Consider the following 13,792-nt stretch of genomic DNA (forward strand, 5'->3'; position numbering starts at 1 on the left):
GGAGCCATGAACTCCGAAAGAGTTCTGGGGGGTAAACAGCGACCGCCTGTTCGGTTGCTGCCAGCATCGACTGAGTGATCCGGCGTCGGCTCCACGTATCGAGCGAGGTGACGTCATGAGTATCTTTAGCCACTTCCAACAACGCTTCGAGTCCACACGCCAGGAAGAACTCTCACTGCAAGAGTATCTTGAGCTGTGCAAAAAGGACCGCAGCGCCTACGTTTCCGCCGCCGAGCGTCTGTTGCTGGCCATCGGAGAACCGGAGCTGCTCGACACCTCGACCAACTCGAGGCTTTCGCGAATCTTTTCCAACAAGGTGATCCGCCGCTATCCGGCCTTTGAAGACTTCCACGGGATGGAAGAATGCATCGACCAGATCGTGTCGTATTTCCGCCATGCAGCTCAGGGACTGGAAGAGAAGAAACAGATTCTTTACCTGCTCGGCCCCGTCGGTGGCGGTAAGTCATCCCTGGCCGAAAAGCTGAAACAACTGATCGAGAAAGTGCCCTTCTACGCGATCAAGGGCTCGCCGGTTTTCGAATCGCCTTTGGGTCTGTTCAACGCCACCGAAGATGGCGCGATCCTCGAAGAAGATTTCGGCATTCCACGGCGCTACCTCAACACCATCATGTCGCCATGGGCCACCAAACGCCTGGCCGAGTTCGGCGGCGACATCAGCCAGTTCCGCGTGGTGAAACTCTACCCGTCGATCCTCAACCAGATCGCCGTGGCCAAGACCGAACCTGGAGATGAAAACAACCAGGACATCTCGGCACTGGTGGGCAAGGTCGATATCCGCAAACTGGAAGAATTCCCGCAGAACGACGCCGACGCCTACAGCTACTCGGGCGCACTGTGCCGGGCCAACCAGGGCCTGATGGAATTCGTCGAAATGTTCAAAGCACCGATCAAGGTGCTGCACCCATTGCTGACCGCCACTCAGGAAGGTAACTACAACAGCACCGAAGGTCTGGGGGCGATTCCGTTTACCGGAATCCTGCTGGCCCACTCCAACGAATCGGAATGGCACACCTTCCGCAATAACAAGAACAACGAAGCGTTCATCGACCGGATCTACATCGTCAAAGTGCCGTACTGCCTGCGGGTCAGCGACGAAGTGAAGATCTACGACAAGCTGCTGTTCAACAGTTCGCTGGCCAAGGCCCATTGCGCGCCCGACACCTTAAAGATGCTCGCCCAGTTCACCGTGCTCTCGCGCCTCAAGGAGCCGGAAAACTCAAACATCTACTCCAAGATGCGCGTGTATGACGGTGAAAACCTCAAGGACACCGATCCGAAGGCCAAGTCGATCCAGGAATACCGCGACAACGCCGGTGTTGACGAAGGCATGAACGGTCTGTCGACCCGCTTTGCGTTCAAGATCCTGTCGAAGGTCTTCAACTTCGACCCGCACGAAATCGCCGCCAACCCGGTGCACTTGCTGTACGTGCTGGAACAACAGATCGAACAGGAGCAATTCCAGGCCGAAACCCGCGAGCGCTACCTGCGCTTCCTCAAGGAATACCTGGCACCGCGTTATATCGAATTCATCGGCAAAGAGATCCAGACCGCCTACCTCGAGTCTTACAGCGAGTACGGCCAGAACATCTTCGATCGCTACGTGCTGTACGCCGACTTCTGGATCCAGGACCAGGAATATCGCGACCCGGAAACCGGCGAGATTCTCAACCGCGTAGCCCTGAACGAAGAACTGGAGAAAATCGAAAAACCGGCCGGCATCAGCAATCCGAAGGATTTCCGCAACGAAATCGTCAACTTCGTACTGCGCGCCCGCGCCAACAACAACGGCAAGAACCCGACCTGGCTCAGCTACGAAAAACTGCGGGTGGTCATCGAGAAGAAAATGTTCTCCAACACCGAGGACCTCCTGCCGGTCATCAGCTTCAACGCCAAGGCCAGCAAAGAGGACCAGCAGAAGCACAACGACTTCGTCACACGGATGGTCGAGCGCGGTTACACCGACAAACAGGTACGGCTGCTGTCCGAGTGGTACCTGCGGGTCAGAAAATCACAATAACCCGCTGCCGGTCAGACCGGTTGTCGTCAGCCAGAGACCTGTGTACGCATTTTCTGTTACACAGGCCTCTGGAAGGTGTTCGAAAGTCGGTAGCGAGTTCAAGCAGCATCCACAGCGCTTGGGGGAGCGTTCAGTATCCCTTGGCTCCCGGTCCGATGCTGCATCACCGCTCGCCCCTTTCAGGACAGCTTCTAAGGAGCAGTCATGAGCTATGTGATCGACCGACGTCTCAATGGCAAAAACAAGAGCACGGTGAACCGTCAGCGGTTTCTGCGGCGTTACCGTGACCACATCAAAAAGGCTGTCGAAGAGGCGGTCAGCCGGCGTTCCATTACCGATATGGAGCACGGCGAACAGATTAGCATTCCCGGTCGCGACATCGACGAACCGGTGCTCCATCACGGTCGCGGCGGCAAGCAGACCGTCGTTCACCCCGGCAACAAGGAATTCACCAGCGGCGAACACATCGCACGCCCCCCTGGAGGTGGCGGCGGCAGAGGCCCGGGCAAGGCCGGCAACTCCGGCGAAGGCATGGACGAGTTCGTCTTCCAGATCACCCAGGAAGAATTTCTCGAGTTCATGTTCGAGGACCTGGAACTGCCCAATCTGGTCAAACGCAACCTGACCGGCACCGACACCTTCAAGACTGTTCGCGCAGGCATCAGCAACGAGGGCAACCCGTCGCGGATCAACATCATCCGCACCTTGCGTTCGGCTCACGCGCGGAGAATTGCCCTTTCCGGCAGCAGTCGGGCGAAATTGCGCGAAGCCAAAGAGGAACTACTGCGACTCAAGCGGGATGAACCGGACAATTTCGGCGATATTCAGGAAATCGAGGCCGAAATCGAAAAACTCAGCGCACGCATTCACCGCGTACCGTTCCTCGATACCTTCGACCTCAAGTACAACCTGCTGATCAAACAGCCCAACCCCAGCTCCAAGGCAGTCATGTTCTGCCTGATGGACGTGTCCGGCTCCATGACCCAGGCGACCAAGGACATCGCCAAGCGCTTCTTCATCCTGCTGTACCTGTTTCTCAAGCGTAACTACGACAAGATCGACGTCGTGTTCATCCGCCACCACACCAGTGCCCGGGAAGTGGATGAGGAAGAGTTTTTCTACTCCCGCGAAACCGGCGGCACCATTGTGTCCAGCGCCTTGAAACTGATGCAGGAGATCATGGCCGAGCGCTATCCAAGCAACGAGTGGAACATCTACGCCGCTCAGGCTTCCGACGGCGATAACTGGAACGACGACTCGCCGATCTGCCGCGACATCCTGATCAACCAGATCATGCCGTTTGTGCAGTACTACACTTACGTTGAGATCACCCCGCGCGAACATCAGGCCCTGTGGTTCGAATACGAACGCATCGCCGAAGCCTTTTCCGACACTTTTGCCCAGCAACAACTGGTCTCGGCCGGGGATATCTATCCGGTCTTCCGTGAACTCTTCCAGCGCAGGTTAGTGACATGACCGCCAAAGAGCAGAAGCGCCAACCCATTTCCACCGGCTCCGAATGGACGTTCGAGCTGATCCAGGCCTACGACCGCGAAATCAGCCGTATCGCGGCTCGCTACGCGCTCGATACCTACCCCAACCAGATCGAAGTGATCACCGCCGAACAGATGATGGACGCCTACGCTTCGGTCGGCATGCCGCTGGGGTATCACCACTGGTCCTACGGCAAACACTTCCTCAGCACCGAAAAATCCTACTCTCGCGGCCAGATGGGCCTCGCCTACGAGATCGTGATCAACTCGGACCCCTGCATCGCCTACTTGATGGAGGAAAACACCATCTGCATGCAAGCCCTGGTGGTGGCGCACGCCTGCTACGGGCACAACAGCTTCTTCAAGGGCAACTACCTGTTCCGCACCTGGACCGACGCCAGTTCGATCATCGATTACCTGGTGTTCGCCAAGCAGTACATCATGCAGTGCGAGGAGCGCCATGGCATCGATGCGGTCGAGGACCTGCTGGACTCCTGCCATGCGCTGATGAACTACGGGGTTGACCGCTACAAACGCCCTTACCCGATTTCCGCCGAGGAAGAACGTCGCCGGCAAAAGGACCGGGAAGAGCACATGCAAAAGCAGATCAACGATCTGTGGCGCACCATTCCAAAAGGCGCGGACAAATACAGCGACAAGGACAACGCGCGCTTCCCCGCCGAACCGCAGGAAAACATCCTGTACTTCATCGAAAAACATGCGCCGCTGCTGGAACCGTGGCAGCGGGAAATCGTGCGCATCGTGCGCAAGATCGCGCAGTACTTTTATCCACAGCGCCAGACCCAGGTCATGAACGAAGGCTGGGCGACGTTCTGGCATTACACCTTGATGAACGACCTGTATGACGAAGGCCTGGTCACCGACGGCTTCATGATGGAGTTCCTGACGTCCCACACCAGCGTGGTCTTTCAACCAGGCTTCGACAGCCCTTACTACAACGGCATCAACCCCTACACACTGGGCTTTGCCATGTACCGGGACATCCGGCGCATGTGTGAAAACCCTACCGAAGAAGACCGCCGCTGGTTCCCGGAAATCGCCGGCACCGACTGGCTATCGACCATCAAATTTGCCATGAGCAGCTTCAAGGATGAGAGTTTCATCCTGCAGTACCTGTCGCCTCAGGTGATCCGTGACCTGAAACTGTTCAGCATTCTCGACGACGACCAGAAGGATGACCTGCTGGTCCCGGCCATCCACGACGAAGATGGCTACCGCACCATCCGTGAAACCCTGGCCGCGCAGTACAACCTGGGTAATCGCGAACCCAACATCCAGATCTACAGCATCGACCGTCGTGGCGACCGCTCGCTGACCCTTCGCCACCAGCAACACGATCGCAAGCCATTGGGAGAATCCACCGAGGAAGTGCTCAAACACCTCCACCGCCTCTGGGGCTTCGACATTCATCTGGAAACCCTGCAAGGGGATCAGGTGATGAAAACCCACCACGTTCCACCCAGAACCGAGCACAGCGAAGGCGATTACGGCCGGCTGGACCTGGCCGTCATTCATCTTTGATCCTGTTTCTGCCTCCGGAAGTTCGACGCAACGGTTATTCTGTCGAGCTAACGGAGGTTTTTTATGCAGATTTATAAAGTTGGTGGCGCGGTTCGTGATCGCCTGCTGGGCAAACCTGTCACCGATATCGATTGGGTCGTGGTTGGCGCCACCACCGAGGAAATGCTCGCCAAGGGTTTTCGCCCGGTGGGTGCGGACTTCCCCGTTTTTCTTCATCCGAAAAGCGGTGAGGAATACGCCCTCGCCCGCACCGAACGCAAAAGCGGTCGTGGCTACGGCGGTTTCACTTTTCACGCCAGCCCTGAAGTTACCCTCGAAGAAGACCTGATTCGTCGTGACCTGACGATCAATGCCATTGCCGAGGACGATCAGCAAAACCTGACCGACCCCTATCATGGCCAGCGCGATCTCGAAGCACGGGTACTCCGTCACGTTTCCCCCGCATTCGCCGAAGATCCACTCCGTGTTCTGCGTGTTGCACGCTTTGCTGCGCGTTATGCGGCGCTGGGCTTTACCGTTGCTCCGGAAACCCTGGAGCTGATGCGCGAGCTCAGCGAGTCAGGTGAACTCGAAGCGTTGACCGCCGAACGCAGCTGGAAGGAAATCTCCCGCGCGCTGATGGAAGATCAACCCCAGGTCTTCATTCAGGTGTTGCGCGACTGCGACGCGCTGAAAGTGCTGATGCCGGAGGTCGATGCGCTGTTCGGTGTCCCGCAACCGGAGGCTCACCACCCGGAAATCGACACCGGCGTGCACACACTGAGCGTGCTTGAGCAATCAGCGCGGCACAAGCAGCCGCTGACCGTGCGCTGGGCTTGCCTGCTGCACGACTTGGGCAAAGGCCTGACGCCCGAAGAGGAATGGCCGCGGCATATCGCTCATGAACACACTGGTTTGAAGCTGATCAAAGCAGTCAACGAGCGCTTCAAGGCACCGAAGGACTGCCAGGAACTGGCGTTGCTGGTGGGCCAATATCACACCCATGGCCATCGCGCCCTGGAGTTGAAACCTTCGACCTTGCTGGAGCTGCTGCAGAGTTTTGACGTCTATCGCCGCCCGCAGCGCTTTGAGGAATTCATCGCCGCGTGCGAGATGGATGCCCGGGGCCGCAAGGGGCTGGAGCAGAGAAGTTACCCACAGGCGGATTATTTGCGTGGGGCGGCGACTGCTGCGCGTAGCGTGGCGGTTCAACCGTTGCTGGAGAAGGGATTCAAGGGGCCGGAGTTAGGCGAGGCGATCAAGCGTGAACGTCTCAAAGCCCTGAAGATTTACAAAGAGACGGCACAAGCTTGAACAGCTTCGCGAGCAGGCTCGCTCCCACAGAGTTCGCATCAATCCTGTGGGAGCGAGCCTGCTCGCGAAAGCATCAGTCAGGTCACAACAAGCTCGAAGAGGTCAGTTGCTGGCCACGCCACTCGAACGCCACCGGCGCCAACACCTGATCAATCTCAGCCTCATCCCACAGCGTCGCGAAGCTTTTGCCTACACCCGGATGCACTCGATCCGGCGCAATCAGCGACAGAGGCCACAACACGAAGGCATTTTTCAGAATCTCCGCACGCGGTAGAATCAATCCGTCAAAGTTGCCCACCAGATCACCGAAAAGCAAAACATCGATGTCCAGCGGCAAACCCTTGCGGTCCGGCGCATAGCGACCGTTGTCCGCTTCGATGAATTTCAACCGGCGGTCGAGCTCCATCAGCGGCAGATCGGTGTAGGCCGAGACCACAAAATTGAAGAACGGCCCGCTCTTGATCCCCACTGGCTGGCTTTCGAAGACCGCCGAGCAGTGAATATCCACCAGAAACCCAGCCAGGGCATCCAGACCAGCCTGCAAATGGGTTTCGCGCTCGATATTGCTACCGAGCCCGAGGTACACCTGAGTCAGCGACATCCGCGCTCGATCTCCACGCCCACACCGCCGGTGGCCGCCGGGACGGCGCCTGGCTTGGTCAGTTTGAGGCGCATCCAGGTGATATTGAATTCACTCATCAGCACTTCGACCAGGCGCTCGGCAAAGGTCTCGACCAGCTGAAACTGCGCCTGCTCGGCAAACGCCTGGATGCGTGAGGAAACGCTCGCGTAATCGAGCGCCAGGGTCAGGTCATCACCGGCCGCGGCCGGGCGATTGTCCCAGGCGAAGCTCAGATCAAGACGCAGGCACTGTCGGATGCCTCGCTCCCAGTCGTAGGCACCAATTACGGTGTCGACTTCCAGGCCCTCGATAAACACTCTGTCCAAGCACTCTTCTCCGCTGCACGACAAGGGCGCAATGCGCCGTTAGAATCAGGGCGTCCTCGCCCGGAATAGTTAGCATGTTTTGGTTACTGGCGACTCTCGCCTACCTGCTCGGCTCGCTGTCCTTCGCCATTTTGCTCAGCCGCCTGACCGGTAATCCCGATCCGCGAATGAGTGGCTCGGGCAATGCCGGCGCCACCAACATGTTGCGTCTGGCCGGCAAGAAACTCGCCATCCTGACCCTCATCGGCGACCTCTGCAAAGGCTTGCTACCAGTGCTGATCGCCGGTGTTGCCGGCCTTTCGCTGCAAGATCAGGCCTGGATTGGCGTCTGCGCCGTCATCGGCCACCTGTTCCCGCTGTATTTTCGCTTTCGCGGCGGCAAGGGTGTCGCCACCGCTGCCGGCATGTTGCTGGGCTTGTACCCCCCGGCGGCCCTGCTGGCGGTTTGTGCCTGGCTGCTGACGTTCTACCTGACCCGTACCAGCTCACTCGCCGCGCTGATCGCCACGCCGCTGACCCTGCCGCTGCTGGCCTGGCAGGAACCGGCGGCGCTGCTGCCCATGAGCGCGCTCACGGGGCTGATCGTCTGGCGTCATCGTGGCAATCTACGCGACCTGTTTGCCGGGCGCGAACGGCATTTTTAATTGCCGAACACAAGCCTCGCTCATCACAGGCCCGACAATTGCTCCATCGGCCAGCGTGCCTGCACGCTGATCGCCAGGCTTTCATGCTGGCCGGCTTGCAAGCGCTGGCAGCCGGCAAACGCGATCATTGCGCCGTTATCGGTACAAAATTCGGGACGGGCGTAAAATACATCGCCCTTCAGGTCGCCGAGCATTTTCTCCAGGGAACTGCGCAATGCCTTGTTGGCGCTGACGCCTCCTGCAATCACCAGACGCTTCATGCCGGCCTGTTTCAGGGCGCGCTTGCACTTGATGGTCAAAGTCTCCACCACGGCCTGCTGGAACGCCAGCGCGATGTCGCAACGAGCCTGCTCACTGTCGTCCCCGGCGCTGACGCACTGTTGCCAGGTGTTCAGGGCGAAGGTTTTCAGGCCACTGAAGCTGAACGCCAGGCCCGGGCGGTCGCACATCGGACGCGGGAACGTGAAACGTCCTGCAACGCCCTGCTCTGCCAGACGCGCGATTTCCGGGCCACCCGGATAATTCAGCCCCATCATTTTCGCTGTCTTGTCGAACGCTTCACCGGCGGCGTCATCAAGCGTCTCGCCCAAGAGCGTGTATTGACCGATGCCGTCGACCTGAACCAGCTGCGTATGACCGCCCGACACCAACAAAGCGACGAACGGGAATTCCGGCGGTTTCGACTCGAGCATCGGCGCCAGCAAGTGGCCTTCCATGTGATGCACGCCAAGGGCCGGAATACCCCAGGCAAAGGCCAGCGCCTGAGCGCAGGAAGCACCCACCAGCAACGCACCAACCAGGCCGGGGCCCGCGGTGTAGGCGATCGCATCGATCTCGGTCGGCACACAGCCAGCCTCGGCCAACACCTGACGAATCAAGGGCAGCATGCGTTTGACGTGATCACGCGAGGCCAGCTCCGGCACCACGCCACCATAGGCACGGTGCAGATCGATCTGGCTGAACAGCGCGTCGGCCAGCAGGCCGCGTTCACTGTCATATAATGCGACACCGGTTTCGTCGCAGGAGGTTTCTAATCCCAGTACTAGCATGGGTTTGCGCCTTGTTTAGGCTGAATTCGAAGGCGCGCATAATAGTCGCCACGCGATGCCCCGACTAGCGGTTTTCGATCAGAGGCTTTGCATTCCGAGCGATGAGGGGTTAACATCCGCAACCCTTAAAAACCGACGTCTTCAAGTGCTCTTTTGCCGCGAGGATGTTGACCCCGGTAATGAATGAAGGTAGCTCTGGATGCCAGCCGTCAAAGTAAAAGAGAACGAACCCTTCGACGTAGCTCTGCGTCGTTTCAAGCGCTCCTGCGAAAAAGCCGGTGTACTGGCTGAAGTTCGTAGCCGCGAATTTTACGAGAAGCCAACTTCTGAGCGTAAGCGCAAAGCAGCAGCCGCTGTTAAGCGTCACGCCAAGAAAGTTCAGCGCGAACAGCGCCGCGCCGTTCGTCTGTACTAATACACAGACGATCGTAGCAAGCTTCTGCCAAGCCCGGCCCTCAGCCGGGCTAATGGCATTTGCGGACAACGCTTGATGCTTCACCGTCAAAGCCGCACATGCGACCGAGACAACCTGCTTTACAGCGTCAGACCTGGCTTTCTGCCAGCGGTGCACGTCTTTTCTGACGAGCCTTCCAAGGCTACTGACGAGCACACCCACTGATTCCTCTCACGACGATCAGCCCAAGGCACCTTCTTGCGTGCCCGCTTATTGAGCTATCCGGGGCCACCGACAGGCCGCAGCGGATTCAGCGAAACACTTTCAAATAGTCGAATTCTGATTGTTATTAACGTCAGTGGATTTTCGGCAGATACACTTCCCGACAGCGATTACGCAGACGACACTGGTCGAGCCGCGCACTTGTGCGCCATGCCCGGTCGCATTTCGTTTCGGGTCCATTTCAGCGCAGATGACGAGAACGCCATGGCCGGGCTAATTCCCCAGAGCTTCATTGACGACCTTCTGAACCGCACCGACATCGTCGATGTGGTCAGCTCGCGCCTGCAACTGAAAAAGGCCGGCAAGAACTACACCGCCTGCTGCCCGTTCCACAAAGAGAAAACCCCCTCCTTCAGCGTCAGCCCTGACAAACAGTTCTATTACTGCTTCGGCTGTGGCGCTGGCGGGAACGCCCTCGGCTTCATGATGGATCACGACAACCTGGACTTCATCCAGGCAGTCGAAGAACTGGCCAAAGCCGCCGGCATGGAAATACCCCGCGAAGAAAGCGGCCGGCCGCACAAGCCGCGCCAGCCGACGGATTCGCCGCTGTACCCACTGCTCACCGCCGCCGCCGACTTTTACCGTCAGGCCCTGAAAAGCCATCCATCGCGCAAAGCCGCCGTGGATTACCTTAAGGGTCGTGGACTGACCGGCGAGATCGCCCGGGACTTCGGCCTCGGTTTCGCGCCGCCCGGCTGGGACAATCTGTTCAAGCACCTGAGCAGTGACACCCTGCAACAGAAAGCCATGGTCGATGCCGGCCTGTTGATCGAGAACGCCGAAACCGGCAAACGCTATGACCGCTTTCGCGATCGCGTGATGTTCCCGATCCGCGACAGCCGTGGGCGCATCATCGCTTTTGGTGGCCGGGTGCTGGGCGATGACAAACCGAAATACCTGAACTCACCGGAAACCCCGGTATTCCATAAGGGCCAGGAACTCTACGGCCTTTATGAAGCGCGCAAGAACAACCGCAACCTCGACGAAATCATCGTCGTCGAAGGCTATATGGACGTCATCGCCCTCGCCCAGCAAGGCTTGCGCAATGCCGTCGCGACGCTGGGCACCGCCACCAGCGAAGAGCACTTGAAACGACTGTTTCGCGTCGTACCCAACGTGCTGTTCTGCTTTGACGGCGACCAGGCCGGCCGTAATGCCGCATGGCGCGCACTGGAAGCCACATTGCCGTGCCTGCAAGACGGACGCCGAGCACGCTTCCTGTTTCTGCCCGAAGGCGAAGATCCGGACACGCTGGTTCGCTCCGAGGGCACCGACGCCTTCCGTGCGCGAATCAACCAGCATGCGCAACCGCTGGCGGATTATTTCTTCCAGCAGTTGACCGAAGAATCCGATCCACGATCGCTGGAAGGCAAGGCCCACATGGCCACCCTCGCGGCGCCGCTGATCGACAAGGTACCGGGCGCGAACCTGCGCATCCTGATGCGCCAGCGCCTGACCGAAATTACCGGTCTGAGCGGCGAAGCCGTGAGCCAGCTGGTGCAAAGCGCGCCCCAGGACGCACCACCGGCCTACGATCCAGGCATGGATTACGACGCCATGCCGGATTTCGCCGACTACCATCAGCCCCAGGCGCAAGACATGTATGCGCCGCAGCAGGAATGGACGCCGAAGAAACCCGGTGCCGGCGGCAAGAAATGGGACAAGAAACCCTGGGACAAAAATGGCAAGCGCGGCGGTGATCGTGATCAACCGAGCGCTCCGCGCACACCGATCGCCGTGGAAGCCCCAACCCTGATTGCGCTTCGCACGCTCATTCATCACCCGGAACTGGCCGGCCGGGTCGAAACCGCCGATCACTTCGCCAACGAGAGCAATACCTACGCACAACTGCTGGTAGCGCTGATCGAGGCCGTGCAAAAAAATCCTAAGCTAAACTCAATCCAGTTGATGGCCCGCTGGCACGGGACTGAACAGGGTCGTCTTCTCAAAGCATTGGCAGAGAAGGAATGGCTGATTGAGGGCGGCAACCTTGAACAACAGTTTTTAGACACCATTACTAGGCTATCAGCGGGTCAACACACGGATAGCCTTGAAGCACTTATCAGAAAAGCTAGGCAGCCAGGATTGACCGCAGAGGAAGCAAATCAGATCGCAAATCAGATGCGCGACCTATTAAAACGCAATATGGCTGCACCAAACCCGACCTCAACTGGCGCGTGAGGTCATAGCTCAGGTATAATCCTCGGCTTGTTTTTTGCCCGCCAAGACCTTCAGTGGATAGGGTGTTATGTCCGGAAAAGCGCAACAGCAGTCTCGTATCAAAGAGTTGATCACACTTGGTCGTGAGCAGGGCTACCTGACTTACGCGGAGGTCAACGACCACCTGCCGGAGGATATTTCAGATCCGGAACAGGTGGAAGACATCATCCGCATGATCAATGACATGGGGATCAACGTATTCGAGGTTGCGCCAGATAAGGATTCCCTTATGCTGGCCGACGCCGATACCGACGAAGCCGCGGCCGAAGAGGCAGCAGCAGCGTTGGCAGCGGTCGAAACCGACATCGGTCGCACCACCGACCCGGTGCGCATGTACATGCGCGAAATGGGTACGGTCGAGCTCCTGACACGTGAAGGCGAAATCGAAATCGCCAAGCGTATTGAAGAAGGCATCCGTGAAGTGATGGGCGCAATCGCGCACTTCCCTGGCACGGTTGACCATATTCTCTCCGAGTACACCCGCGTCACCACCGAAGGTGGCCGCCTGTCCGACGTCCTGAGCGGTTATATCGACCCGGACGACGGCATTGCGCCGCCTGCTGCAGAAGTGCCGCCGCCAGTCGATCCGAAAGCCGTGAAAGCGGACGACGACACCGACGACGATGACGCCGAAGCAACGGATGACGAAGAAGAAGCCGAAAGCGGTCCGGATCCGATCATCGCTGCACAGCGTTTTGGCGCTGTCTCCGATCAGATGGAAATCACCCGCAAGGCGCTGAAAAAGCACGGTCGCACCAACAAGGCAGCTATCGCCGAGCTGTTGGCCCTGGCCGAGCTGTTCATGCCGATCAAACTGGTGCCGAAGCAATTCGAAGGCCTGGTCGAGCGTGTTCGCAGTGCCCTGGATCGTCTGCGTCAGCAAGAGCGCGCGATCATGCAATTGTGCGTTCGTGATGCCCGTATGCCGCGTGCCGACTTCCTGCGTCAGTTCCCGGGCAACGAAATCGACGAAAGCTGGACCGATGCACTGGCCAAAGGCAAAAGCAAATACGCTGAAGCCATTGGTCGCCTGCAACCGGACATCATTCGTTGCCAGCAGAAGCTGACCGCACTGGAAACCGAAACCGGTTTGACGATCGCCGAGATCAAGGACATCAACCGTCGCATGTCGATCGGTGAGGCCAAGGCCCGCCGCGCGAAGAAAGAGATGGTTGAAGCGAACTTGCGTCTGGTGATCTCCATCGCCAAGAAGTACACCAACCGTGGCCTGCAATTCCTCGATCTGATCCAGGAAGGCAACATTGGTCTGATGAAAGCGGTAGACAAGTTCGAATACCGCCGCGGCTACAAATTCTCGACTTATGCCACCTGGTGGATCCGTCAGGCGATCACTCGCTCGATCGCCGACCAGGCCCGCACCATCCGTATTCCGGTGCACATGATCGAGACGATCAACAAGCTCAACCGTATTTCCCGGCAGATGTTGCAGGAAATGGGTCGCGAACCGACCCCGGAAGAGCTGGGCGAACGCATGGAAATGCCTGAGGACAAGATCCGCAAGGTATTGAAGATCGCTAAAGAGCCGATCTCCATGGAAACCCCGATCGGTGATGACGAAGACTCCCATCTGGGCGACTTCATCGAAGACTCGACCATGCAGTCGCCAATCGATGTTGCTACCGTTGAGAGCCTTAAAGAAGCGACTCGCGAAGTGCTGTCCGGCCTCACTGCCCGTGAAGCCAAGGTACTGCGCATGCGTTTCGGTATCGACATGAATACCGACCACACTCTTGAAGAGGTTGGTAAGCAGTTCGACGTGACCCGTGAACGGATTCGTCAGATCGAAGCCAAGGCGCTGCGCAAGCTGCGCCACCCGACGAGAAGCGAGCACCTGCGCTCCTTCCTCGACGAGTGATCACAAAACC

Annotated in this window: 11 protein-coding genes; 8 read left to right on the top strand and 3 right to left on the bottom strand. The window is 58.4% G+C overall.

Annotated elements, in window-relative coordinates; genetic code table 11:
* The first annotated feature begins 115 nt into the window (after nucleotides 1-115).
* The 4 genes from ACF6ZU_RS10010 (at nucleotide 116) to ACF6ZU_RS10025 (ending at nucleotide 6,366) form a co-directional block, all read left to right on the top strand.
* Nucleotides 116-2,038, top strand: coding sequence for a PrkA family serine protein kinase (locus tag ACF6ZU_RS10010; protein ID WP_008027052.1), 1,923 nt, complete (start codon nucleotides 116-118; stop codon nucleotides 2,036-2,038).
* 204 nt (nucleotides 2,039-2,242) lie between these two features.
* Complete coding sequence (locus tag ACF6ZU_RS10015) at nucleotides 2,243-3,514, top strand: YeaH/YhbH family protein (protein WP_010467159.1); 1,272 nt, start codon at nucleotides 2,243-2,245, stop codon at nucleotides 3,512-3,514.
* Nucleotides 3,511-5,073, top strand: coding sequence for a SpoVR family protein (locus ACF6ZU_RS10020; RefSeq protein ID WP_392891980.1), 1,563 nt, complete (start codon nucleotides 3,511-3,513; stop codon nucleotides 5,071-5,073). The genes ACF6ZU_RS10015 and ACF6ZU_RS10020 overlap by 4 nt, the downstream gene beginning before the upstream one ends.
* 63 nt (nucleotides 5,074-5,136) lie before the next feature.
* Nucleotides 5,137-6,366 (top strand): multifunctional CCA addition/repair protein, encoded by a 1,230-nt coding sequence (locus tag ACF6ZU_RS10025; protein ID WP_392891982.1) that lies wholly within the window; start codon nucleotides 5,137-5,139, stop codon nucleotides 6,364-6,366.
* 82 nt (nucleotides 6,367-6,448) lie between these two features.
* Here the strand turns inward: ACF6ZU_RS10025 and folK are convergent, their stop codons facing one another.
* Nucleotides 6,449-6,967 (bottom strand): 2-amino-4-hydroxy-6-hydroxymethyldihydropteridine diphosphokinase, encoded by a 519-nt coding sequence (folK, locus tag ACF6ZU_RS10030; protein WP_392891983.1) that lies wholly within the window; start codon nucleotides 6,965-6,967, stop codon nucleotides 6,449-6,451.
* A complete protein-coding gene (gene folB, locus ACF6ZU_RS10035; RefSeq protein ID WP_008027044.1) occupies nucleotides 6,958-7,314 on the bottom strand; it encodes a dihydroneopterin aldolase in 357 nt (118 codons plus the stop codon). Before folB ends, folK begins: the two co-directional genes overlap by 10 nt.
* A 74-nt stretch (nucleotides 7,315-7,388) precedes the next feature.
* On the opposite strand from folB, the gene plsY reads away from it, so the two are divergent.
* On the top strand, nucleotides 7,389-7,958 hold the full coding sequence (plsY, locus tag ACF6ZU_RS10040; RefSeq protein WP_392891985.1) for a glycerol-3-phosphate 1-O-acyltransferase PlsY: 570 nt from the start codon (nucleotides 7,389-7,391) through the stop codon (nucleotides 7,956-7,958).
* Nucleotides 7,959-7,981: 23 nt separating this feature from the next.
* Here plsY and tsaD read toward each other — a convergent pair whose 3' ends face one another.
* Nucleotides 7,982-9,007, bottom strand: a complete 1,026-nt coding sequence (gene tsaD / locus ACF6ZU_RS10045; protein WP_392891986.1) for a tRNA (adenosine(37)-N6)-threonylcarbamoyltransferase complex transferase subunit TsaD — start codon at nucleotides 9,005-9,007, stop codon at nucleotides 7,982-7,984.
* Nucleotides 9,008-9,206: 199 nt separating this feature from the next.
* Between tsaD and rpsU the strand changes: the two genes are divergently transcribed.
* The 3 genes from rpsU to rpoD all read left to right on the top strand — a co-directional run bounded on the left by rpsU (nucleotide 9,207) and on the right by rpoD (nucleotide 13,782).
* The gene (rpsU, locus tag ACF6ZU_RS10050) at nucleotides 9,207-9,422 is read left to right on the top strand and encodes a 30S ribosomal protein S21 (RefSeq protein WP_002551877.1); all 216 of its coding nucleotides are present in this window, start codon (nucleotides 9,207-9,209) and stop codon (nucleotides 9,420-9,422) included.
* A gap of 465 nt (nucleotides 9,423-9,887) precedes the next feature.
* Nucleotides 9,888-11,867, top strand: coding sequence for a DNA primase (gene dnaG / locus ACF6ZU_RS10055; protein WP_392892005.1), 1,980 nt, complete (start codon nucleotides 9,888-9,890; stop codon nucleotides 11,865-11,867).
* A gap of 67 nt (nucleotides 11,868-11,934) precedes the next feature.
* Nucleotides 11,935-13,782: an RNA polymerase sigma factor RpoD gene (rpoD, locus tag ACF6ZU_RS10060; protein WP_392892006.1), complete on the top strand. Its 1,848-nt coding sequence runs from the start codon at nucleotides 11,935-11,937 to the stop codon at nucleotides 13,780-13,782.
* The last annotated feature ends 10 nt before the right edge of the window (nucleotides 13,783-13,792 follow it).

Source organism: Pseudomonas migulae, assembly GCF_043225285.1.
Lineage (GTDB): Bacteria > Pseudomonadota > Gammaproteobacteria > Pseudomonadales > Pseudomonadaceae > Aquipseudomonas > Aquipseudomonas migulae_C.

Excerpts from the sequence above, each read along its gene's own strand:
- ACF6ZU_RS10010 (WP_008027052.1), top strand. The coding sequence starts at position 116 with ATGAGTATCTTTAGCCACTTCCAACAACGCTTCGAGTCCACACGCCAG.
- ACF6ZU_RS10015 (WP_010467159.1), top strand. The coding sequence starts at position 2,243 with ATGAGCTATGTGATCGACCGACGTCTCAATGGCAAAAACAAGAGCACG.
- ACF6ZU_RS10020 (WP_392891980.1), top strand. The coding sequence starts at position 3,511 with ATGACCGCCAAAGAGCAGAAGCGCCAACCCATTTCCACCGGCTCCGAA.
- ACF6ZU_RS10025 (WP_392891982.1), top strand. The coding sequence starts at position 5,137 with ATGCAGATTTATAAAGTTGGTGGCGCGGTTCGTGATCGCCTGCTGGGC.
- folK (WP_392891983.1), bottom strand. The coding sequence starts at position 6,967 with ATGTCGCTGACTCAGGTGTACCTCGGGCTCGGTAGCAATATCGAGCGC.
- plsY (WP_392891985.1), top strand. The coding sequence starts at position 7,389 with ATGTTTTGGTTACTGGCGACTCTCGCCTACCTGCTCGGCTCGCTGTCC.
- tsaD (WP_392891986.1), bottom strand. The coding sequence starts at position 9,007 with ATGCTAGTACTGGGATTAGAAACCTCCTGCGACGAAACCGGTGTCGCA.
- rpsU (WP_002551877.1), top strand. The coding sequence starts at position 9,207 with ATGCCAGCCGTCAAAGTAAAAGAGAACGAACCCTTCGACGTAGCTCTG.
- dnaG (WP_392892005.1), top strand. The coding sequence starts at position 9,888 with ATGGCCGGGCTAATTCCCCAGAGCTTCATTGACGACCTTCTGAACCGC.
- rpoD (WP_392892006.1), top strand. The coding sequence starts at position 11,935 with ATGTCCGGAAAAGCGCAACAGCAGTCTCGTATCAAAGAGTTGATCACA.